The sequence below is a fragment of the Bacillus sp. JNUCC-21 genome (assembly GCF_041222765.1).
GTDB classification, from domain to species: Bacteria; Bacillota; Bacilli; order Bacillales; family Bacillaceae; genus Bacillus; species Bacillus velezensis.
The window spans coordinates 2,526,641-2,551,357 of the sequence record NZ_CP166019.1; the positions used below are offsets into that span (position 1 = coordinate 2,526,641).

The following is a 24,717-nucleotide window of genomic DNA, read 5'->3' on the forward strand; positions in this document are numbered from 1 at the left end:
ACAGGCAATCAGATAGTCACAAATTCATGAGGGTTCATTCCCTCGATCGGAATCGGCTTGGTCAGCTTCATCAGCCCCATACGGGAGATCGGCTGCGTCAGCAGAGTTTCCAGCGCCTGCATCCCTTCCGCACGGCTGATCAGCCCGAGACCGATTGCACTCAGTCTGTCAAACTCTTCAGAAATGTGATTGTCAGCCCGCTCCCAATAACCCCAGTTCATCACTTTGACCCGGCATGACAGCCGTCCGGAAAGCTCATGGGCAAATGCGTCTTTAAATGCGCACCCCGCCGCATAATGACTTTGATTCGGATTCTTAATATATGAAATAACCGAAGAGAAAAAGAGAATAAAGTCCAAAGACTCTTTCGCAAATACTTCGGCAATGTTGACGGAAATATCCACTTTCGCCGCAAGACCGGCGTGAAACTGTGATTCTTCCATATCTTTTACGCTTTCATTCGCAAATACCATCGCTGAATGAACGATGCCGCTGATGGTGCCGTATGTGTTTTTAATCTGTTCATAGGCGCGCTGAAGCGATGAAAGATCAGAAGCATCTGCGGCTATATATTCGGGAGCCGGGCCTGATGGCCGGTACCGGTCTATTTTTTGGCGTATCCGGCTGTCCAGCGGCCGCCTCCCGATCCAGACGACTCGGGCTTTATACGTCGTCACCATATAATCTGTCCAAGCCTCGCCGATGCCTCCCGCACCGCCGATGATGACATATACGCCCCCATAGCGGTAAGGAACACTTTCAGACGGCCCGCTTTGGACCGGAAGCAATTGAGGCCGGTACCATTCCTGATGTCTGCGCACCCATGCTTTACCCGTACGGTCGCGGGGCAGGCTGAATATGTCTTCTGCGGGGAAATCCCCCCCGTCTTCAAGATCGGCGAGACGGATGTGCCAGCTCGGATGTTCTTTAGCGAGAGACCCGACGAAACCGTGCACACTGGAATGAGCGGGACGCACCTCATCATATTGAGTAATAGGCTGTGCTTGGTGCGTAATCACCGTCATCCCGAGCTGCTCCTTTCCATACCCGAGACCGATAAGAGCTTTGGCCGCTCTGAAAATCTGCAGCACCCCGCTTTTTTGATCATGGCTGTCAGAATCAGCCGGCTGAGGGGCAAACCAGATCATATGCTGAATCTCACCGAGACGGCGGAGCCGATCAGATATCACTTCAACGGAAGCACTTTGGCCGATATCAAATCGCACAGCTTTAGGAAACAATCGTAAAACCGCGTCCGCCTGCCCGTCTGTACCGCCTATGATGACAGCTTTTGCTTCAGAAATGGGGAAGCCGGTTTGGTTGTCTATCGGTTCCGCGTCCCATACCTGCATCAGTTTGACGGCTCCGGTAAGGTTACCCGGGAGATCGTATTGCTTATTATCGGTTACGGCCGGCGCACTTTCGGCCATCCGGGCAGAAAATCCTTTTATCCTTACACACACATTGCCGCGTTCATCACATATATCAATGTCCATTCTTCGCACGGCCGGTGTTTCATGCGTCACAAATACGGCCGCCCACATGTTTGGACTGCACGGATGAAAAACGGTCAGTTCATGCAATTCAAAAGGCATTAACGGCTGCTCCGGATAACCCGCTTGATCTTCATTCATAACGCCGATGGCCGCCTGAAAAGCAGAATCTATCAGACTCGGATGGAGCACAAACTGTTCGGCTTCATCAGAAACGGAAGCGGGGAGCACCAATTTTGCCAAGGCTTCTTTTTCCCCGCAATAAATGTGATCAATTCCTTGATGTGAAGGTCCGTATACAATTTCCGCCTTTGCAAACGCCACATAGCAGTCTTCTTTTGACAGCACTTTTTTGCGGCATCGCGCTTTCAGCTGTTCAATATGCAAAACCGGCGCCTCAGACAGCGGCTCAATCACAGCGCTGCCTTCACAATAAATGTCTGAATCATTTTCATTGCTGTACACTTGAAATGAAACATTGCCGTTATCCTCCAAAGAAAGCCCTGTCGTCATACGCAGCGGCTCTTTTTTATGAACGGCCTGGCGTATCCAGCTGATATACCGCAGCGAAATGCCGGTTTTAGCCGTGTATTCAGCGGCTAACGGCGCGGCAGCCAGTTCAGCCGCGGCTCTCGCCATTTCAAGATAAGCCGCCCCGGGGAGAACACGCTTGTTTCGGACGATATGATCGGCTAAGAAGAATTCATCTCCGTTCAGTATCGTACTGAATTTTTGTTCTAACAAATCTGATGTATTGCGGTGAAGCAGCGGGTGAAGCCTGCTTTCTGTATTTACGGAAGTGACGGGATGATCGGGCTCCGGTATCCAATATCGTTCCTTTGCAAACGGATACGTCGGCAGACTCATCCTGCGCGGTTTCTCCTCCTGATACAGCCGCGTCCAGTCTATCTCAAATCCTTTTGACCACAGCTCCGCAAGTTTTTTGTAAGTGCCGCTGTCCGTCCATTTTCGGATCAGCTCCTCCGTATCCTGATCATCATTCAGGAAACCCCTGATTTCCGTTCCGCTATCAGACCGCCCTTGAAAGCAGCCGTCAATCTGCCGTTTTTGTTCTGTAAATTCAGTTAATTTCCTGATCAGGTCTGCTTGATCGTTCACTAAAAAAACAAGCCGTTCTTCCATTGCCAGCCGTCCCGTTTGCAGCGTATACGCCAGTGACCGCAAGGAAAAAGATTCATCAGGCTGCTTATCTAAGCCGGACTGGCCGAAAAGACCGGAAAGAATATTCTTATGTTTCTCATCGTTTGTAAGACATTCTGCTAAAGTCCGGACGGAAGTATGCTGTATGAGATCAGTCATGTCTATTGCCAGCCCGTATTGATCCGTCATCAGCTCAGAAAACTGTGTCAGCTGCATGACATCCAAGCCGAATTCCTTCCAATCCTGTTCATCATCTACCGAGCCGGCCTCTACATGCAGAACATCCGCCAGAACGCTGCGTAACGCATTTTCCAGCTGATTTTGCATTGTATCTCTTTTGTCATGAAGCGGCCCGCTTCCTTCAGGCGCTTCATCTTTGAGAAACATCAGCAGGCGGGCAGCGTATTCCTTCAGCCGCTCCGGATTTTTCGCTGATAGAGGCACGATATACGGTCTCTCTTGATTCTCCGTAATGCCGGGGTTTTTGGGCCTGTACTCTTCTAAAATGAGATGAACGTTTGACCCCGTCGCCCCGAATGAACTGATGCCTGCGCGTCTCGGACAGGAATGTTCAATGCCGTTCTCTGTATACGCCGGCTTTTTCCATGACTCGGTTTTTTGCTGCACGTAAAATGGCGAGTCCTCTAAACGGAGATACGGATTAATCGTCTTTGAGTGTAAGGAAGGGACAAGCGTTTTGTGAAACAGCTGCAAAACCGTTTTATGAAGCCCGCTGATCCCGGCGGCTGATTCCGCATGTCCGATATTCGATTTAACGGAACCGATCGCACAAAATTGCCGATCCTCCGTAAACGTGCGGTAAGCTTTAACAAGACCTTGTATTTCAATCGGATCTCCTAAAGAAGTTCCGGTTCCATGCGCTTCCACATAAGAAATCGTCCGGGGATCGATCCCCGTCTTTTCAAGACATTCAGCTATCATATCCCCCTGCGCCACGGGGCTCGGCACAGTAATCCCGCTGACGGTCCCCACGTGATTGACGGCGCTGCCTTTTATCACCGCATAAATATGATCCTTATCTTCTTCGGCTTTGTGGAGCGGCTTCAGCAGCACGGCACCGATGCCGTCAGCTGAGACATAGCCTGTGCCTCCTTCGCCGAACGTGCGGCACAGCCCGTCACTCGAATGCATATCCATCAAGCCGTATGTGATATATTTTGTCGGATGCAATGATAAATTGACGCCTCCGGCAAGAGCTGCTTCACATTCACCGCGTCTCAGACTTTCCGCCGCCATATGGACGGCCGTCAGGGATGACGAACACACCGTGTCAACCGCCATGCTCGGCCCGTGAAAATTGCAAAAATATGAAACCCGGTTTGCGATCGGCGCATAGTTCAAGGGATAAGGAAAGACCAGCCCTTTGACCGCAGCTTCAGCGCCGGCGAGAGAATAATCCATATGCATCACCCCGGCAAACACACCGACGTTCATTCTCTTATTCGGCCCTTTCGGCTGAACGATTGTTTCCGGGGTGTAGCCCGCATCCTCAATCGTTTCCCAGCATGTTTCTAAAAACAAGCGTTCTTGCGGATCTTTAGCTTCTGCCTCCCGCGGAGAAATCCGGAAAAATTTCGCGTCAAAACAATCCGGATCGTCTATAAAACCGCCCCATTTGGAAATCGGCTTGCCGGACGGCGATCGCAAATGCTCATATGTCCTCGTATCCCAGCGGGAACGAGGCACTTCCGTTACGCTGTTTTCTCCATTTTTTAAATTTGTCCAAAATTCACGAAGATTTTTGGCGCCGGGGTACCGTCCCGCCATCCCGACGATGGCAATATCTCCATTCTGCGTTCCGGCTGACGCCGATTTTTTCACGCGGATTTGGGTCGTCCTCTTTTTTTCCCGGTGCAAAGGCTCAGCACTTGAAGGCCCGCTTTGAGCACGACCGAAACCGGCTCCGTAATGTTCGCACAAATATCCCGCCAATTCCGCGATTGTCGTGTATTCAAATAACAGTGTCGGCAGAAGCTGCGTTCCGATTTTTTGTTCAATTTCCTTTACCATGTCCAACAGCCCCGGAGAATCCAGCCCCATTTCATAGTAGCCGATATCCGGGTCAATCTCTTTCACAGGTTTGTTCAATCGGGCGGCAAGCAATTCTTTTAAATAAAGGATGCACTGTTCAGTAAGGCTGGCGGAAGCCTCCGCATGGCGGGGCTCAGAAGGCGCCGGTTCCGCTTGCGGAGCCGGGACGGCATTCCGCCCGTCAGGTTCTTTCTTTTGCCGTTTCTGATTGATCAGTTCCGGGTCCCTCACCAGTTTATTGGCGAAGTTTTTCAGTTCGCCGACTTTTTTGCCTTCCTCATTGAAAAACTCCATTGTCACGTAAACGAGATCTTTCTTACGGGTGACGGATTCTTTTTTTATCTTAGTGATACATGTTGTCTGCAGCAATTCGGCGCAATAAAACGATTCATAAAACAGCGGCAGAAATAATTGCCCCTCCTCCCTCGTCAAAGGAGCGAGATATACATTGGAGCCGATGCTGCTCGCATCTATCAATGCGGGATGAAACATCGTCTCTTCTGCATGTTCCAGCTGATCCTTTTGCACCGACAGATCAATATAAATCTCTTTTTCAGTTTGGTAGACGCTTCCGCAGCCTTTCATCATTCCTGAATGAACCAGTTCTTGATCCCTGCATTCCGCGTAAATGTCCTCAAGCGGTATTTCTGCCGCCGTTTGTTTTACGGCATCCATCCGGACGTTTTCTTGGAAGCCGAGAGACTTGACGGAATGCATTTGCGCCGCGGCATATACCTTTGTCTCTGCTGCTTCGTCACCTTGTTTTTGCCCTTTCACCTCTACCTTCCACTGCCCTTCGACGTTCTCTGTACAATCAACGGAAAGCAGGATTGTTTCTCCCTGTTCAGGAGCTAAAGGGTGAAAAATCGATAAGTGCCTGAGTTCAAGGCCGGCATGAAAAAAACCGTTTTCTCTGAAAGTCTGATAGATCAGGTCAATATAAGCCAGACCCGGCAGCAGTTCCTTTCCATAGGCTTTATGATGTTTCAGAACGGGATGCTGATTGTTAATAAGAAGCTGCTCTTGCATATGAACTTCCTCCATATCGACGTTCAATTTTCAGCGCAATCAGTAAGTCTTCATTTGTTTCCAAAACGTATTCGGGCGGGACTTATGTGCGTTTTCATGCAGGCTTTCGGCTTTGTCCGAACGAATAGGCCGGCGTTTTAATTCCTGTCTCGGCAAAGGCTTTCTGACCGGGGTATACGCCTCTTGCTCCCAGGCTTCCGCTATGACATGGGCATTCGTCCCTCCGTCAGCGAAGCTGCTGACGGCGGCAATCCGCGGTGAATCCGTCCATTCACGCAGAGCTTGCGAAAAATAAAACGGCGAGGCGGACAGATCGTAATGTGTCATCGGCTCTTTGCCCGAAAGGAAAGGCACACGCATTCGGCGCGAGAGCATAAGCACTGTTTTAATGAATCCGGCAATCCCTTCAGCGCATAACGGGTGTCCGATATTCGGCTTCATCGACCCCAATTCGCAAGGCGCGCTGTTTTGCATACGGTACACCGCTTCAATCGCCCTCAGTTCCAAAAGGTCTGTTACTTCAGAGCCTGAACCGTTTGCTTCAATGTAGCTGATATCCTCCGCTTTTCTGCCGCTTTTGGCAAGCGCCTTGGCCATCACTTCTTTCTGCGCCTGTATATTCGGTGTGGCAGGCCCCGCGGTTCTGCCGTCATTGTTTACGGAAATGCCTTTAATGACCGCATGAATCCGGTCCCCGTCTTTTACAGCCTGGGCCGCTGTTTTTAAATACACCATTCCGACGCCTTCTCCCAATACGATGCCGCCGGTGCGGCGGTCAAAAATATGAAACGCAGGCTCTTCGCTTAACAGATTGCGAAGTTCGAACATCCGGTGGGTTTGACCGGATTCCAGCAGACTGACTCCCCCGACCACCGCTGAGTCGATTTCACCGCAAGAAAGCGCCTGTATCGCCATATTCATACCGACAAGCGCTGAAGAACAGGCCGTATCCAAAACAAGACTCGGCCCCTTCAAATCAAAGAACTGAGAAAGATTGGCCGCTAAGTAATTCGGACCGGCTGCGACTATCGGATTTTTTGCATGCTTCAGACGGTTTTCATCAGGCATACTGCCGCCGCGTCCTCCTAAATAGACACCGGCTGACCTGCCTTTCATTTCTTGTAAAGAGTAACCGCTGTCTCTGAACAGATGAAGCGCCTCTTCTAATATAAGAAAGGACTGGATATCCATCGCCTTAATGTCTTCTTCGGGAATAAGGAAAAACTCCGGGTCAAAATGCGTTACATTTTGTAAAAGGCCCGCATAATCCGCCTTCTCCGTTTTCCAGCGCTCTTTCGGAACCCTTTGAATGGCTGACGTTCCTTCAGACAGCAGCTTCCAATAAGCTTCAATTGATTCAGCTCCCGGAAAACGGCAGGACATTCCGACAACAGCGATGTCTTGCGCCGCTCTAGCACGAGAAGGCTGAATAACAGCGGCTGCTGTTTGTTTGGGAGCGTCCGGGATTACAGGCTGAACCGGTTTTGAAACGGCAGCTTTGATTTCCGGATATGCTGTTTCAAGCCATCCCGCCAGCGCAGCAACCGTAGGATATTCATACAGCACCGCCGGGTCAAGGTCAGCTTTGATCCTCTTTCCGATCGCTCTGGACACTTGGGCAAGCATGATGGAATCGGCTCCGTAATCTTGAAACGGTGTATCAGATTCAAATCTTGACGGCTCCAGTCTTAATTCCCGGCAGCAAATGCCCGTCAGCCACTCCTCAACGCTTTCTGTATCGGCCTGTTCCTGCTGCTTTGTTTCAGTAAGGCCGGATGAAAGCAGCAGACGGTCAGGCTCCCATTTTTCCGGGTGAATGACGGCCGGCATAATAACAGATCCGCAATCGCCTGCCATGATGGCATCAAACAGGCTCAGCCCTTCTCTGTCAGTGATGCTCTTTAAACCGCTTTTCTGATAGGCCCGGCTTTTTGATTCGCCCATACCCGTTTCTTTCCAGCTCGGCCACTGGATGCTCAGCACCGGAAAACCTTTTGCGGCCGCAAAATAATCCATATAGGCGTTAGCCATGGCATAATCGCTTTGTCCCGCTCCTAATTCCGGCATCACGCCGGACACTGAAGAAAACAGCGCAAAAAACCGGAGAGGCTCCTTGTGCAGCGCTTGATACAAAAGGTCCAGTCCGTCTGTTTTAGGCTCAAGCACGGGCATCATCTGTTCGCTTGTTTTGCGGATAAAGGCCGGATGATCGAGATCTACGGCTCCCGCTGCGTGTAACACGCCTCCTATCGGCCCCATTTGATCTTTCACACGGCTGACGGCCTGCTCATATTCAGGGCCGGAAGATACAGACAGCACTTCCGTTCGGACACCTTTTTGTTCGAACTCTCTGATTCTTCTCACTTTTTCAGAAAACGGGGAATTCCGTTTGATATGATCATCCCACTCCGCTTTCGGCGGCATGGTTTCTTTTCCTGTAAGCACGAGTTTCGTGACTCCGTATCGTTCGGCAAAATGCCGGGCGAATAAATATCCGAGTCCCCGGGTCCCTCCGGTGATCCAGAGTACATGGTCTTTCGGAAATGAAAATTCTTTTTCTGCTAAGCTGTTTGTTTCTTTTAACCGCGCGTGATAGCGCACACCGTTTCTGTAACACACTTCGATGTCTTCAGAATCGCGAAAAAACTCCTCTGCGATCTGGTTTGCCAGCTCAGGATCTTCGGCAGTCCGTTCTGCATCCATATGCCGCGAGCGGATATCCTTATACTCACTTTGGAGCATCCGGTACAATCCGGCCTTTTTTGCACCTGAGAAATTTATCGTTTCATTTGCAAAAAGTTCAAGCCCCTTTGTCACACAAAGCAGCTGAAGCTTTCGGCCGCGGTTTCTGTTGTCAATGAGAGACTGCAGATGATGAATCCAGCCGTCATCATGATTGATTTCCGTTCCGCATCCGGTCACATCAATCAGACCGCCAAACCGGGACGCGTCCCCGGATATTTCCGATGACGCAGCGTCAATGATTTCAGACTCGGGGAAATAACGGCACAGCTCAACGGCCAAATTTCCTGTCTGGTGATCGGCGGCTATTCCGATGACGCCCCGCACTTCCTTAGCCGAAACACTGCTGCTTTCTGCCCAGCTTTTCTGTAAAAAGCGGGTTTCACGCAATGTTTCAGAATGTGTTTCAGCATCACGAACATTGTCCGGCGCTGCATCGACCGGCCAATACCGGTCCTTTATAAATGGATAACCGGGAAGGCTGATGCGGTGCGGCAGGCTGCCATTATAAAGCTCTGACCAATCAATCTTCAGCCCTTTTACCCAAAGTTCCAGAAGCTTCGCGAATTTTTTTCGTTTCATCCATTTACGGACGGCGTCCTGCATATCTTCATCCTTAAAAACGGCTAGAATGTCTTTATACTGTTTGCTTTTTCCGAGAAAACAGCCGTCTGTCCCGCCGTCAATAAAACGCTGCAGTTTTTCCGCTAACTGCTCTGTCGACGTCACGATAAACGCCGCACGTTCTTCCATCGCTTCTCTTCCGGTTTGAAGGGTGTAAGCCGCATCCCGGAGACTGCGGTCTGTGACGTCATTTTTTCTGATCGCTTGAAGAAGCTGCTGCGCCCGCTGCTTCAGGCTGGACTCCTGTTTAGCGGATAATAAAATGACTGCGGGATCTTCATCTGTGAATGGCTCAGAAATCTCCCTATCAGGTTCAATATATTCTTCTATCAATATGTGGGCATTTGCCCCGCCCGCGCCAAAAGAAGAGATTCCCGCGATTCTCGGAATCTCCTTTTGCGCTCCGTTTTCCTCAATGACCGGCCGTTTCCAGTCTGCCAATTCACGCTGCACCACAAACGGCGTCCGGTCGAATACAATATTCGGATTCAATTTCCGGCAATGTAATGAGGGGGCCAGCTTTCGTTTTTGAAACTGAAGCAGCAGTTTCGTTACACCGGCAATGCCTGCCGCGGCTTCCAAATGCCCGATATTGGATTTAACTGAGCTGATGGCGCAAAAACCTTTATCTGACGTTTTCGTTTGAAATGCGCGGGTCAAACCGTCAATCTCGATCGGATCTCCGAGTTCAGTGCCCGTGCCGTGGGCTTCGATACAGCTGATCATCCGCGGATGTATTCCTGATTTATCAAGCGCGCCGGAAATCACGTCAGCCTGGGCGCTCGGACTCGGCACTGTATACCCGTTTGTTCTGCCGCCGTGATTGATATGAGTGCCGCGAATCACACCGTAAATATGGTCCTTATCAGCCATCGCTTTTGACAGCGGCTTTAACAGCACGGCTCCGACGCCTTCACCGGGAACAAATCCGTCCCCGCCTTCACCGAAACTTTTGCACGTTCCGTCTTTTGAAAGCATTCGATAGGCGCTGAGCTCCGCATAAGCCGAAGGATGCGTATACACATTCACACCGCCGGCAATCGCCATGTCGCATTCGCCGCGAAGGATGTTTTCACACGCTTCATGGATTGCAGTCAGCGAAGATGAGCACATCGTGTCGACCGGCATGCTCGGCCCTTTCAGATTAAGAAAATAGGAAACTCTGTTGGCCGCTGAACTGAACGACGTTTTCGGCTGCAGGGTGCCGCCGTTTTTCCAGTACATTCCGTACCCGTTTTTCGTAATGCCCGCAAAAACGCCGACCCGGCCGTAATACAGATTCTCAAGCTGTTCCTTCGTATAACCGGCATCCTCCAGCACCTGCCAGCACATTTCAATAAAGAGACGCTCCTGCGGGTCCATATTCAAAGCATCACGGGGTGAAATTTGAAAAAACAGCGGATCAAAGAAAGCGGCATCTTTCAGAAATCCGCCCCGCTTACTGTAACTTTTCCCTTCTTTCACGGCCGTTTCGGGATCAGGGTTGTAGTACTTGTCCTTTTCCCAGCGCTCTTCGGGAATTTCCGTCACACAGTCTTTTCCGTCTGCTAAATTATCCCAGTACTCTTCAAGTGTTTCAGCTTGCGGATAACGTCCGCTGACTCCGATAATCGCAATCCCTTCTTTCTCCTGGTTCTCATTGGATAAAGAAGGCCGTTTCTTTCGCTTGATAAACGACGGAAGCACCGGAAAATCTTCATTTGCCAAAACCTGTTCTGATATGCCTGAATGGTGGTCATCATCATTTGTCCACTTTCGGCATTCTTTTGGATAATCCGTGACAAAGTGAGCTGCCAGGGAGCCCAGTGTCTTATATTCGTAAAAAACCGTTTTGGAAAGGTCACCGAAAAGCAGAGACAATTCGCGGTTCAATTTCGTCACAGTGACTGAGTCGATTCCGTAGGTTTCCAGCGGCTCTTCAGTGTCTATGTTGGAAACAGCAATTTTTGTAGTCAGGGCAAACAGCGTTTTGAGCTGAAGAAGCGTTTGTTCATACAAACGTTCACTGTGGTGTTCGGCATTGGTTTTTCCGGGAGCGCCCGTCTTGATGACAGGCTGCAGCTTCAACCCTGATAGGGAAGCCCATATTTTTCCTTTTTTGTCACATAAATCAATATAAAAGCTCCCCGCCTTCTCTTGTATCTCGGCCCATACCTTGTCAGGACAAGGTTCATAAAACAAAAGCTCGTCCAATGAAACCGGGGCGAGCGTTTTATATTCTTTGCCGCCAAGCAGCGCGCATGCCTCTGTCACACTTTGCATCACACAGGGAGGGAGGCCGAATCGGGCGGATTCTTTTTGGTCTGTCAATGGAATTGATATGTCTGCCAGCATCCGTCCTGCTGAGGCGTAAATACGCTCAATTCCTTTCATGTGCTCACTGTATTGAACGGTATCGTTCTGAGTGATGGCTTCAATTTGCTGCTGATCCATCAGGGAACCGCTGTTTTCCTTCAAGCGGCTGATATCCAGCATGCCAGGCGCAGCATCAACTGGCTGAATCGTCCCTTGGCTGTACACATCATGATGACTGAAATCGGCAGAAAATGGATTGTAAATCTCAAACCTTTTGGCTTCACCCTCTGCGGGTATCAGCCTGATTTCGATATGGAACGGTTCAGCCTCAGTCAGAATGGGCTTTGACCACACGATATGTGTCAGCCGGACAGCCTCAGTCTCCTTTACTGTCAAAACAGCCGCAGCTCTCGCCATTTCCAAAAGAAGTTCTCCGGGCATAAGCTTTTTACGCTGTAAAGAAACATCAGCGAGAAAAAATTCCCGGCCGCTGAAAGCTGCCGAGAATCCCAGTCCCGTTTCATCGGAAATATGCTGCTGAGCAAGCGGATGAAGGGAATCCGCTTGGCGAAGTCCCATCCGCATATCATAATCGCGCAAAATGCCGATCGCATCCTGTTTTGTCATTTTTTTATTTTTGACGTCAGAAAAAACCCGGTGCAGAAACTCTTTCATATGGTTTCCTCCATTACGCTAATCCCTGTAAAAACCGATCGTTCTTTTTACAGCGGTTTCTATGCTTATTTCGTTTTTCTCCAAATCATCAAGCAGGCGCTCATAAGTCTCAAGCGGGGACGTATCAGTCTCATAAGTCTCCCGGTGCCTTATATGCTGCGCACTGTGCGGTATCCAGCAATGTGTTTTCGCAAAAGGATAGACGGGCAGGCTGACTTTTTTTGGCCTTTCATCCGGATATAATTTATTCCAGTCGACATGTAAACCTTGCACCCATAATTTTGCAAGCATTGTATACTTTCCTGCTTCAATCCATTGATCTACGGTCCCGCTCATTTCTGCGTTGTCCGTCATCTCTGTAAACAGCTGTTTCATCGCTTTGTTCCGGCCTGTAAAGAAATTCTGCCCCGTCTCCTTGCCGCTGAGGAAATCATTCAGCGCGTTCGTAAGCTCTTCTTTTGTTTCAGCAATGACGGCAAGACGCTCTTCCATTTCATCCCGGCCAAGCTGAAGCGTATAAGCGATACCCGCAAGAGCTCCGTCAGCTGAATGTGTCTTTTCCAAATATCTGCACAGCTGTTCCGCACGTTCCTTCAGCTGTTCCGCCGTCTTTGCCGAGAGAATGAATAAGGACGGCTGAAGTTCACCGGCCGTCCATTGCTTCTCTTCAACAGGAGAAACATATTCTTCGAGCACGACATGAGCATTGACACCGCCAAATCCGAACGAGCTGACACCCGCTCTCCGCGGCAGTTCATTTCCGCTATCATCAGTCGCAGCTTTCCACGGCTGAGTGTGGCGGACGAAATAAAACGGGCTGCCGTCGAGGCTGATATACGGATTAACGGTTTCACAATGCAGACTTTTAACGAGCGTTTTGTGCTGCATCTGCAAAATAATTTTTAAAAGCCCGGCCATGCCGGCGGCAAGCTCTGTGTGGCCGATATTCGTTTTGACGGAACCGATGGCGCAATGAGGCTGATCGGGCGCCGTTACTCCGGCTTTCTGATAAAGCGCTGCAAAAGCCGCTTTGAGTCCATTGATTTCTATCGGATCTCCGAGCGCCGTTCCTGTGCCGTGGGCTTCAATATAACTCACTGTACGGGGGTCGATGTTCGCTTGCTGATAAGCTTTTATCATGACTTCTGTCTGTGCTTTCGGATTCGGCGATGTAAGGGAAGCCGCCCGTCCGCCATGATTTTCCGCCGTTCCGCGAATAACGGCATAAATACGGTCGCCGTCACGTTCCGCATCGGATAATGTTTTCAAAACAATCATGCCCGCACCTTCAGCTCTGACATACCCGTCCGCTTGATCGGAAAATGTTTTGCAGCGCCCGTCTTCACTGAGCATTCCCGCTTTATTAAAGCTGATATGCATATCCGGCGACACAATAGCATTGACGCCTCCTGCAATCGAGATGCCGCAGTCTCCGGCCTGAATTGCCCTGACCGCACGGTGAACAGCGACCAATGAGCTTGAACAGGCGGTTTCAATCGGTTCGCTCGGCCCATGTATATTCAGAAAATAGCTCATGCGGTTCGGACCGATTGACGGAACCGTTCCGGCGGCGGAAGAACCCTCAATCTCTATATGGAACTTTGAAGCTTCCTGGGCGTAACCGCTGTTTGTCGTGCCTGCAAAAATGCCTGTATTTGTACCTGACAGGCTTTTGGCAGAGCAGCCGGCATCTTCAATCGCTTTCCATACATGCATCATTAAAAGTCTTTGCTGAGGATCCATCATTTCGGCTTCATGCGGAGAAATACCGAAAAATAAAGGATCAAATTGAGAGGTTTCATCAATGAAGCCGCCCCACTTTACATTGCTCGCATTTTTATCTTTCTGCGGATCTCCGTAATACTGTCTCCAGTCCCAGCGCTCCGGCGGTATTTCAGAAATGCAGTCCTTTTCTCCGGCTAAATTCTCCCAAAACATTTCCGGATTTTCGGCCATTGGAAATGCACAGCTGATTCCGATTATCGCCACGGGCTCAGGTGCAGCTGCGGTTTTTGTTTTAGGAAGGCGGGACTGAATCGAGAATGGCTCCGTCTTCATTTTTTTACGCACAACCGGTTTCTCCGTTTCTGTTTCTGCCTGTGAGCCGAATGTATCCGGATGTTCCGTCAGCAAGTATTGGGCAAAACTAAAGACTGTCGGGTATTCAAAAAATACGGCCGGTGTCAGTTCAAGCCCATACGTTTTATTTAGTTCATTTGCAAACTGCGTGAATGAAACCGAATCAAAGCCATAATCTCTCATCTCTGATTCAGCATCTATTTCTTCTTCTTTCACCTTCAGAATGCCTGATATCATATGTTTGAGTTGCGCTTGTACTTTATTTGGCAGATGGACGTGCGTCTTCCTTGACACATGAATGCTATTGGACGGTTCCGGCGCTTCAGGCATCAGGTTTTTTCGAATCCGTTTTTCGTCGCCTTCTGCCACCATGACCTGGTGTTCTCCGGAGGCAAAAGCCGCATAAAGCGCCTGGATGCCTGAAGCCGATCGCATGGCTTTCATCCCGGTCTGTTCATACATCATCCGTTTGGTCTCTTTGTCCACGCGCATACCGCCCTCTTCCCAAAGCGGCCAGTTGACGGACAGGGTCTGCCCGCTCCGCTCGTTGTCCCGCACGAGACGGTTCCGGCGGGCTGCATATACGTCCATAAATGCGTTGGCTGCCGCATAACCGGCCTGCCCCGAATTTCCCATGCCTCCCGCTAAGGAAGAAAACAGAATAAAAAAGTCCAGCCGCACATCTTTCGCTGCTTCATCAAGATTGATAAGCCCTTTCACCTTCGGCGCCATGACGGTCTTCCGTTCGTTTTCTGTCTGGTTCAGAATGTAGTTGTCAGCGATCACGCCTGCGCCGTGAATGATCCCGTCGAGTGTTCCGTGCTCCTCCTGTATGCCGCGGACGAGGGCGATGACAGCCGCCCTGTCTGTCACGTCAACCGGTTGATAAAATACGCGGGCGCCCGACGCTTCCAAGCGCCGTAAGCGGGCGGAGCGCTCTTCATCAAGCACTTCCGCCCTCCCCGTTAATACGAGGACGGCGTTTTTGACGCGGGAGGCTATTTCTTCAGCGAAAATCAGGCCGATGCCGCCCGCTCCCCCGGTGAGGAGGTAGACCCCTTCGTCTTTCCACGGAACGGCGGCGCTTTGAGGCGCCGGCAGATGACGCCAGTTTCTGACGAGACGTTTGCCGTCTTCATAACGGATTTCCGCTTGTTCAGGATGCGCCCGGTTTTCTTTCAGCTTGGCAAGAAGCGCCGAGGCTGACTCGTCCGGATCGGCTTGGATGACTTGGCCGTACAGCTTCGGATGTTCAAGGTGAGCCGTTTTCAGAAAAGCGGCCAGCCCCGCCAATACATTGTCTTCCCCCCTGTCGGGGACAAGAAGCTGGATCAGCGTTTTTTTCTTCTGTTTTTCTTTGATAAGACGCGTGACGATCGCTGACAGCTCCGCCGCGCAGGCGTCATAACGGTCTTCAATCGGACCTTCGCCGTCAGCCGCACATACGGCGCCGCCGCTTATGTCCTCAGCGTTCATTCCGCCATACAGCGTCACGTATCTGAAAGACTCTTCTTGTCCGCCGCCTTCATCCGGTGGTGATTCCTGCCACTTTGGCTGAAGCAAGAGCGGTTTTTCCTCCGTTTCCTCTTCCAGAAAACGGGCGGTGAGCCCCTTCAATCGGACACATACCGCGCCGTTTTCATCACACAGCTCAATATGATAGGCGCCGTCCGCTGAGGAAAGCACCGCCCACATCGTCTCCCGGCACGCAGAAAACACCTGCATATCCTGGAGGGCAAACGGCAGAAACGGCCGTCCGGACGCGGAACCGTCTGAGAGCACGAGACCGATAGAAGCCTGAAGGGCGGCGTCCAGCATGCTCGGATGCAGGATGAACGGCTCCTTTTCCTCGCGGGCGGACGGCGGAAGAGTGAGCTTCGCGAGCACTTCTCCGTTTCCGGCATAGACGGCGTCAAGCGCCTGATGAGACGGTCCGTAGGTGATGCCGAGGCTGTCGAACGCTTCATAGCACTCAGCCTTTGACAAGTGACGGCCGCTGCAGCGCGCCTGAAGCGCTTCCACATCGAGAACAGGAGCACGCTCCGTCTCTTCGAGCACGGCCTTTCCCTGGAAAAAGACAAGCGGCTCTTCTCCTTCGGCATACGCTTCAAAAGCAATGTCTCCGTTTTCTTCCGACTGAAGCTTTACATGAAGCGCCACTCCTTCAGAAAGCGCCGTCACCGGACGGAGCCAAACGATCTGTTTGAGCCTTACACCCGTTTTCCCGCCCGGCAAGTCTTCGGCGGCAAATGTAACGGCGGCCCGGGCCATTTCTAAAGCAGCCGCGCCCGGAAGCACCGGTTTTCCATTGACGATGTGATCGGCAAAAAACGGTTCATATCCTGAAAAAACAGAAGTAAAACGCTGGGCGGTAAAGGTCGATGTATTCGTATGGAGCAGCGGGTGAAGTCTGGCTGCTTTCTCACTTTTCGCTGAGCCTGTTTTGTCAAGTGACACATCAGCTTTTGTGACCCAATATCGGTCTTTGGCAAAAGGGTAGGCCGGGAGACAGATGCGGCCCGGGTTACACTGATAAAGAGCTGACCAATCGACGTCAAGTCCTTTAACCCAAAGGTCAAGCAGCTTTCCGTATTTCCCTTTTCTCAGCCAGGCATTTATGGTAAGCGCCATATCTTCATCAGAAGTGAGCGAAGCCGCCAATGAATGATGTTTGGCTGTCCTGCCCCGCCAGATATGAGCATGTTCGATATTATGATCGTTTGAGAAACTCATAAGCTTCATTTTCAGTTCTTCTATCGACTCGGCCGTAAATGCAAGCCGCTCAGCCATCGGTTCTCTTCCCGCCTGAAGCGTGTAAGCGATCTTGGCCAAATCCCCGTCAGAACGTTTTTTTCTTATGACATCATCCAGAAGCTGGCGGGCGCGCTCTGATAATTGCTGCTCATTTCGCGCTGATAAAATGATAACAGCCGGTTTTTGCGGAGAAACAGACGCGTTTTCCATTGGTTTCAGGCTGTCAGACGGCACATATTCCTGAATGATGACATGTGCGTTTGAACCTCCTGCTCCAAACGAGGAAATGCCGGCAATTCTCGGATATTCCTTCATTTTACCCGTGATATTCAAGACAGGTCGTTTCCATTCCGTTTCTTTTTGCTGTACGAAAAACGGAGTGTGCTCAAACTCAATATTCGGATTCAATTCCGCCGCATGCAATGAAGGGGCAATCCTCTTATGTTTCAATTGCAGAAGCAGTTTGGTGATCCCCGCAATCCCGGCAGCGCTTTCTAAATGTCCGATATTTGATTTAATGGAACCGATGGAACAAAACTGCCGGTCTTCTGTTGTCAGGCGAAAAGCTTTCGTTAACCCGTCGATTTCAATCGGATCACCGAGCGCAGTGCCCGTTCCGTGGGCTTCCAAGTAACTGACCGTTCTCGGGTGAATGTCTGTCCGTTTCAACGTCTCTGCGATCAGATCAAACTGCGCTTTCGGATTTGGCACCATATAAGCGTTTGTCCTGCCTGCTGCGTTCAGCATGCTTCCTTTGATAACGCCGTAAATATGATCGCCGTCTTTCTCCGCTTGAGCAAGCGGCTTTAACACAATCGCCCCTACTCCTTCACCGTCAACAAAACCGTCCGCACTGTCTCCGAAAGATTTGCATTTATCACCGGGAGACAGCATTGAAAAAGCGGACAGCCGCTCATAGTGGGCCGGATCAACGATAAGATTGACTCCGCCGGCAATCGCTGTTTCACTCATTCCGCTCCGCAGGCTTTCTGCGGCGAGATGGACAGCTGTTAAAGAAGAAGAGCATGCTGTATCCACAGCCATACTCGGCCCTTGGAAATTGAACAAAAACGATACTCTGTTTGCGATAGACCAGTCGCTGGGAACTGTCGGGTAATTGCTGTTCATCACACCGACAAAGACTCCGATTTTCCGGCTGTCACAAAGCGTGGCCGGGGTGTACCCCGCATCTTCAATGCTTGAATAAGCAGTCTGCAGAAACAACCTTTCCTGCGGATCCATCCTTTCAGCTTCCGCGGGAGATATACGGAAAAACAGCGGATCAAATTTATCAATGTCATCGAGAAAACCGCCCCATTTTGAATAAATGGACCCCCATTTTCCGCGTTCCTCGTTATAAAACGTTTTCCAGTCCCAGCGATCTTTCGGCACTTCAGTAATAGAATGCCTGCCGGCTTTTACATTTTCCCACAGCTCATCAACGTGATCGGCGCCCGGATACCGGCCTGACAGACCGATGACAGCGATATCCTGGATAGAGGGATCTCCGTTCGTCCTGCTGCCTTCCTCGTTTTGAGGAATTTTGTTTGGTTTTACATTCAGGTTATCTGTGTGATCAGACAGCTGCTCCTCACGCACACCCATCGCTTTCATAAATGCTCCCCGCTGAGAAAGAAACAGGTAATCCGCGATTTCTTCTATCGTCTGATATTCAAAAAAGAGGGTGCTGGTCATTTGGTCAAACACGTTACGAAAAGCATTCGTGAGCCTGACGACCAGAATAGAATCCAAACCGTATGCGGTTAAGGAAACCGACGGATCCATTCTCCCGCTCGGAATCTTCAGCGTTTTTCCTATTAATTCCGTCAGATATGTGATGCCCCGTTCCCTTACGTTTGGAATCGGCGCGGCGCTTTCTGCGGGAGCCTGCACCCGTCCGGCGTTTTCGGGAAGAGCCGGTCCATTCCCGAATTGCCGCTCGAGCGTTTCTTTACGGGAAGACAGAAAGTAATCAGCAAGCTCATCAATGGTTTGATATTCAAAAAACAAAGTGCTGCTGACAGAACCGAAGACGTCTTTTAACGCGTTGGTCAGTCTGACGACCAGTATGGAATCCAATCCGTATGCGGTTAAAGGTTCATGGGATAAAAGACGATGCGCCGGCACTTTAAGCGCTTCACCGATTACCTTCTTCATCAGTTCAACGCTTTTTTCTCTCAGGCTGAAATGCAAAGTATCATCCGAAAGACCATCTGCGTCATACGGACGGCGCTCCGGCTTCTCTTCTGACGCCTGCGGGAGGGCAAGCCTGACCGTTCCGTCACTTTCAGCCGCTATAATCTGCTGGCCTAAGTCGTGTGCGGCTTCAGCCGGAAACAGAGGGTGGACGAATCCTTCAAGCGAAAGCGCTTCCGCCCAGCCGGACGGCTCAACCCCCGGACAGCCCGGAATCCGTAAATCATGATCCTCATACAGCCACCAGCCTTCAAGAAGGCCGAACGTCACATGGTTGAATATGGTGCGGCTGTTGATCTCATTTAAAAACAGCTGGCCGTTTTTTTGCAGCATTGCTTTCGCATGGCGCAGCGCAGAGCGGATATTTTTTGTCGCATGAAGCACATTGGTCGCGATCACTGCGTCATACGTGCCGATGTCCGGCGCTTCTGTTGATACCGGCTGCTCAGCGTTGAATATTTTATAAGTGACATAAGGATATTCCGGACCGAATATGTCTTCCGCATGTAAAAGAAATGCTTTAGAAATATCCGTGAAACAATATTCGGCAATATGCGCTTCATACGGTTTCAATTTTCTCATGACCGCGGCGCTCGTCCCGCCCGTTCCGGCTCCGATTTCTAAAATGCGGATTTTCGCCTGCGGGTCTTTTTCCAGACGTTCCCGCAAAACTGCAATCAATGTGTCAGCTAGCTTGTCATTGAAAAAATCAGAAATGATATTATTGCGGTAAATGCCTTCCACAAGACGGAAGGAGGAGTCAGGGAACATCACTTCCGTTGCCGGAAGCTTACCGGTTAAAATGTCTGGAAGCACACGCAATGTCTCTTCTGCCAATTTGACATGCGCCCTCATGTCTTTCTGGCGCAGCCAAGTCTCTTTTTTCCGCTCCCATTCCTCCCACACCTGCCCTAGATCCGTTTTTTCCGGAGCAAGCGCTAATTCAGTCAGGAGGACAAAGCTCTCTTTCAGCCATCTGCTGTATTGTTCCGTTATGCCGGCAGCCGATTGAAATAACGGCAAAGCCTGATCAAGACCGGCTCCCATCTCATAAAGGGTTGATACAAGCATTTTTTCAATAAGGGATTCCATCTCTCTCATGCAGCTCATGAAACTTGATGCTTTTAACCGCTCAGCTTCGTCATTGTGCGTGATGTTAACCGCTAATTGTCCGAGTGCGGAAGGAATCTTTTCCGGATAAACCGTTACTTGTTCTTTCAGATCGTCTTTCATAAAAACCGGATCTGTCGTTTTGATCAGCGCCAGCTGGTCATGAGGTCCGGAAAGCAGGGTTTCCAGCGTTTTCATCGCTTCGGGCGCCTCAATAGAAGCGATTCCGTCCCGCTCCATCCGTTTCCGGTATTGTTCTGAGGCCACGACGCCGACACTTCCCCAAAAGCCCCAATTGACAACTTTTACAGCATAAGGCGCTTTCTGTGAGATCCGCTTAGCAAAAGCGTCTTTAAACGTGCACCCGGCGGCATAATTGCTCTGTCCCGGCGCTTTTTGAAACGACATCATCGAAGAGAAAAACAGCAAGAAATCCAGGGGTTCCCCTTCAGCTACCCGGGCAATCTGCAAGCTCACATCAGTTTTTGCAGAAAGTGACGCGCGGAACTGATCCTCTTCCATATTGGCAAAACTGCGGTCTGATAACACGATGGCGGAATGAATGATTCCGCGGACCTTTCCATTTTCCTTTACAATGGTGTCATACGCCCGTTTGAGAGAGTCATAATCGGCAGCATCCGCGCTGAAATATTGCGGTGCGGGACCTAAAGCTGCAAGTCTTTTCAGCTTTCTTTCAATCTGTGTATCTTTTTTCCGTCTCCCGATCCAGATAATTTTCGCCTGATAGGTCTGAATCATATATTCAGTCCATACTTCTCCTATTCCGCCTGCTCCGCCGATAATCACATAAACCCCGCCGTGCCGGTATAATGAAGGCTCATCTGCATGAGGCTGGCAGACGGCCAATTGCTGTCGGTGCCACTGACCTGCACGAAAGACCCACGGATTTCCCTCGGGGTCCGACGGTAAAGAGAAGACATCAGGAAGATGCCGGTCTCCCCTTTGAGATTCCAAATCAAGAAGCCGGATGCTCCAATTGCTGTATTCTTTTGCGAGCGCCCCCGCTAATCCGTGTATGCTTGCATGACTCGGATTGACCTCATCATGTTCATGAATCGGCTGTGCTTGAAACGTGCAGATTGTCAATGATAGTTGTTCCGTGTCAAAATTCAGAAGCAGAAGCGATTTTACCAGCCGGAAAAGCTGCATGACCCCGTGCTCCTGTCCCTCGGCCGTATCCGCATCATAAACGGATGGAATGGGATGATCCGGCGCCGCCCATATCATGTGTTGAAAAGAGCCTTGCGCTTTCAATGTTTCAGCCATTTGTTCCGCGCTGTCCAAAGAAGTGATGTCCGGAAAACGGACATCGGAATACATCTCTTTCAAAGCCTGCTGAAAATCCAGCCCGGCCCCGATGACGATTATTTTTTCTTCACGCATGAAAGACATGCCGGTTTCCGGAATGGTGACGGTGTTCCAAACCGGTGTCATAAGCAATTCCGTTTCACAGCTTTTCTTCGGCGTGACGCCAGCTTTTTGGTTAAACCCGGCGCTTTCCTGCACCTCTTTTATGATAAAATCTTTCACTGCCGCCAACAGCACGCCGCGCTCATCACAAATATGCAGATCAAATTGGTGAACAGAGGCCGCTTTTACCTCCGCATACACAAATACGGTTTTCGCTAACGGTTCAAGCAGCTGTATTTCTCCGAAGGAAAACGGTACGATAAGCGCAGGCTCTTTTTGAAATTGCAGCACATGCGCCATTGCAGTTTGAACAGCGCCATCCATTAAGGACGGATGTAGGATGTACTGTTTAAAATCGGCTTCCAAGTGTGACGGGAGCGTTAATTTGGCCAGTGCTTTCCTTTCTGTATAAGAGAATTCGCGGATGACCTGAAAACTGTCCTTTTGCACGATTCCCGCCTCAGAGAACGAGTGATAGATGTCTTCCGGCTCCGTTCTCTGCGCAAATGGCGCCGGGAGCTGAAAGGCCGGGGCCTCTAAAGACGTCCCTTTTTCTTTACAAATCACTTCTCCTTGCGAAAAGAGGGTGCCGTCCGCTCCTTTTTCTTTAATGACATAGCTTATACGCTCTTTTTCTGCTTCAAACTCTATCATGACGGATCTTGGGTCTGTCCCTGTCACAATCGGCTCCATGTACCACACACTTTGAAGAGAGACGACCGGGCGTTCTCCCCACAATCCCGCGCCGTATGCCGCCATTTCCAGATGACAGACTCCGGGAAGCACATATTTTTCGTTCACTAAATGATCTTTAAAGAAATATTCATCCTTGGAAAATATCTTTTGAAACGTCCCTTTCCGGGCGGATGAAATATTCTCATCAAGCAGAGGATGCAGCGCTTCACGCTTTTTGATATTTTGGGGCTTTTTTGTATACCGCTTTTTTTGATCGGTCAGCCAGGACGTTTCCTTTAAAAACGGATACGTAGGAAGCGGAACTTTCTGATACGGCGTTTCCGGCTTTTTGCAACCTTGAAGGCCTTTCACCCACAGCGCGGCAAATTTCTCAGGATCTGAAACGGATTGGCCTGAAACGTCCGGCCGCCCGTGTGACGCTTTTCCGAAGTACATATACCTGCCGTCGCTGTGACCGCTTACAAATCCGTCCAATCGCTGTTTCAGCTCAGAAAGGGATGATGCAATGACAGCAAGCCGGAAGGAGAAAGGCTCTCTGCCTGACAATAAGGTGGCAGCGATATTTTCCAGACTGTATCCGCCGGCAGAAGGCAGGTTTTCCAAACGGGCAAGAAAGGAGCTCAATTTCCCGGCATATTCTTTCAGCTGCTGTTCGGAATGTGCGCTTAATACGACGGCATGCGGTTTTTGCTCAGTATTCTTGTCCGCTTGCCGTTTTGGCTGATAAGCACCTACGATCAGATGGGCATTAGAGCCTCCTGCGCCGAATGAACTGATTGCGGCGATTCTCGGTTTATCTCCTTCAGCCGGCCACGGCCGGTTGTTTCGGACGACATAAAATGGCGAATCAGAAAAAGAAATCTTGCGGTTCAGTTCCTCGGAGTGCAGACTGGCGGGAAGCGTTTCATGTTTCATGCTTAAAAGCACCTTGATTAAACCGGCGATCCCTGCAGCCGCTTCCAAATGTCCGATATTGGATTTCACCGAGCCGATTCCGCAGTAGTTTTTCTCATCGGTCTGTTTATCAAATGCCATAGACAGGCCGCGTATCTCAATCGGATCGCCGAGCGCCGTGCCGGTTCCGTGAGCTTCAATGTAGCTGATATCCGCCGGACTTACCGCGGCTCTGTTTAGAGCGGATAAAATCAGGTCCCGGTGCGCTTCCGGATTCGGCACCGTATACCCGGTCGTTTTGCCGCCGTGATTAGTGGCTGACCCCTTAATGACACCGTAGATGTGGTCTTTGTCCGCAATCGCTTTTTTCAATGGTTTTAACAAAACGGCTCCCGCGCCTTCGCCGGGCACGTAACCGTCTCCGCCTTCACCGAAACTGCGGCATTTTCCTTCAGAAGACAGAAAATGCGATTGGCTTAAAAACATGTATTTTTGCGGATGTAAGCTGAGGTTGACGCCTCCGGCCAGCGCCATTTCACAGTCGCCCGACATAATGGCCTGACAAGCCTGATGGACGGCGACAAGCGATGAAGAACACGCCGTATCAACAGCGATGCTCGGGCCATGGAGATCAAGGAAATAAGAAACCCGGTTCGGAATGCCCCAATATAAGGAGCCGGGGCCTTTGTACTGATCTTTGAGGAAACCTTCTTCGTGTGCAATTAATGAATATTCATTCCAGGTCACTCCGGCGAATACACCGATTTGATCCGTCGGCCTCGCCGCCGGATTCCCGTAACCGGCATCCTCCATCGCTTCCCAGCAGCACGTGACATACAATTTTTGCTGAGGATCCATTAAATCAGCTTCCCACGGGGAAACAGAAAAAAACAGCGGGTCAAATTGATCCGGATGATCAATAAAACCTCCCCATTTACTGTATGAAGCGTATTCTGCCGTTTTCTCTTCCGAGTAATAAGAGCTGTCCCATCTGTCCTCTGGGATTTCAGTGACACAATCTTTATTTTCCATTAAATTGTTCCAAAAATCATGCTGGTTTTCCGCTTTCGGAAACATCCCGCTCATTCCGATAACCGCAATATCAGAGCTCCCGTCCGTTGCCGGTTCAGGCACCTTTTCAGCCGCCTGTACGGGAAGCAATTCTTCTTCCTGCCGGCTTCCCGTATCAGGCTCCGTTTCTGTGAATTCAAGAACGCTTTCGGGATTTCGTTTCTGCGCACTTAAAAACTCACTCAATTTCTCAATGTTCGGATATTCAAACAGCAGCGTTTCAGAAAGGCCGGTAAATTCTTTATGCAATATGGTCATGATTTCTTCACTGATGAGAGACGTCACGCCAAGAGTAAAAAAAGCGGTTTTATCTTCCGCTTCGGTCACCTCGGCACCCAGCTTTTGCGCTATTACCGTTCTTAAAAATTCGTTAATACATTTCATGAGGATACCATCCCTTGTACAAAAGAATTTT

3 protein-coding genes are annotated in these 24,717 nt (G+C 50.2%); all 3 read right to left on the minus strand.

Annotated elements, in window-relative coordinates; all coding sequences use genetic code 11:
- Positions 1-8: 8 nt before the first annotated feature.
- The 3 genes from JNUCC21_RS12615 to JNUCC21_RS12625 are packed head-to-tail and all read right to left on the minus strand — an operon-like array spanning position 9 to position 24,686.
- Positions 9-5,735 (minus strand): type I polyketide synthase, encoded by a 5,727-nt coding sequence (locus JNUCC21_RS12615; protein WP_369878194.1) that lies wholly within the window; start codon positions 5,733-5,735, stop codon positions 9-11.
- A gap of 39 nt (positions 5,736-5,774) precedes the next feature.
- Entirely contained in the window at positions 5,775-12,071 is a 6,297-nt protein-coding gene (locus tag JNUCC21_RS12620) for a beta-ketoacyl synthase N-terminal-like domain-containing protein (protein ID WP_369878195.1), read from the minus strand.
- An 18-nt stretch (positions 12,072-12,089) separates the two neighbouring features.
- Positions 12,090-24,686: an SDR family NAD(P)-dependent oxidoreductase gene (locus JNUCC21_RS12625; protein ID WP_369878196.1), complete on the minus strand. Its 12,597-nt coding sequence runs from the start codon at positions 24,684-24,686 to the stop codon at positions 12,090-12,092.
- Positions 24,687-24,717 lie beyond the last annotated feature (31 nt).

Bases quoted from the DNA above. Each gene is read 5' to 3' on its own strand.
- JNUCC21_RS12620 (WP_369878195.1), bottom strand. From the start codon at position 12,071: ATGAAAGAGTTTCTGCACCGGGTTTTTTCTGACGTCAAAAATAAAAAA.
- JNUCC21_RS12625 (WP_369878196.1), bottom strand. From the start codon at position 24,686: ATGAAATGTATTAACGAATTTTTAAGAACGGTAATAGCGCAAAAGCTG.
- JNUCC21_RS12615 (WP_369878194.1), bottom strand. From the start codon at position 5,735: ATGCAAGAGCAGCTTCTTATTAACAATCAGCATCCCGTTCTGAAACAT.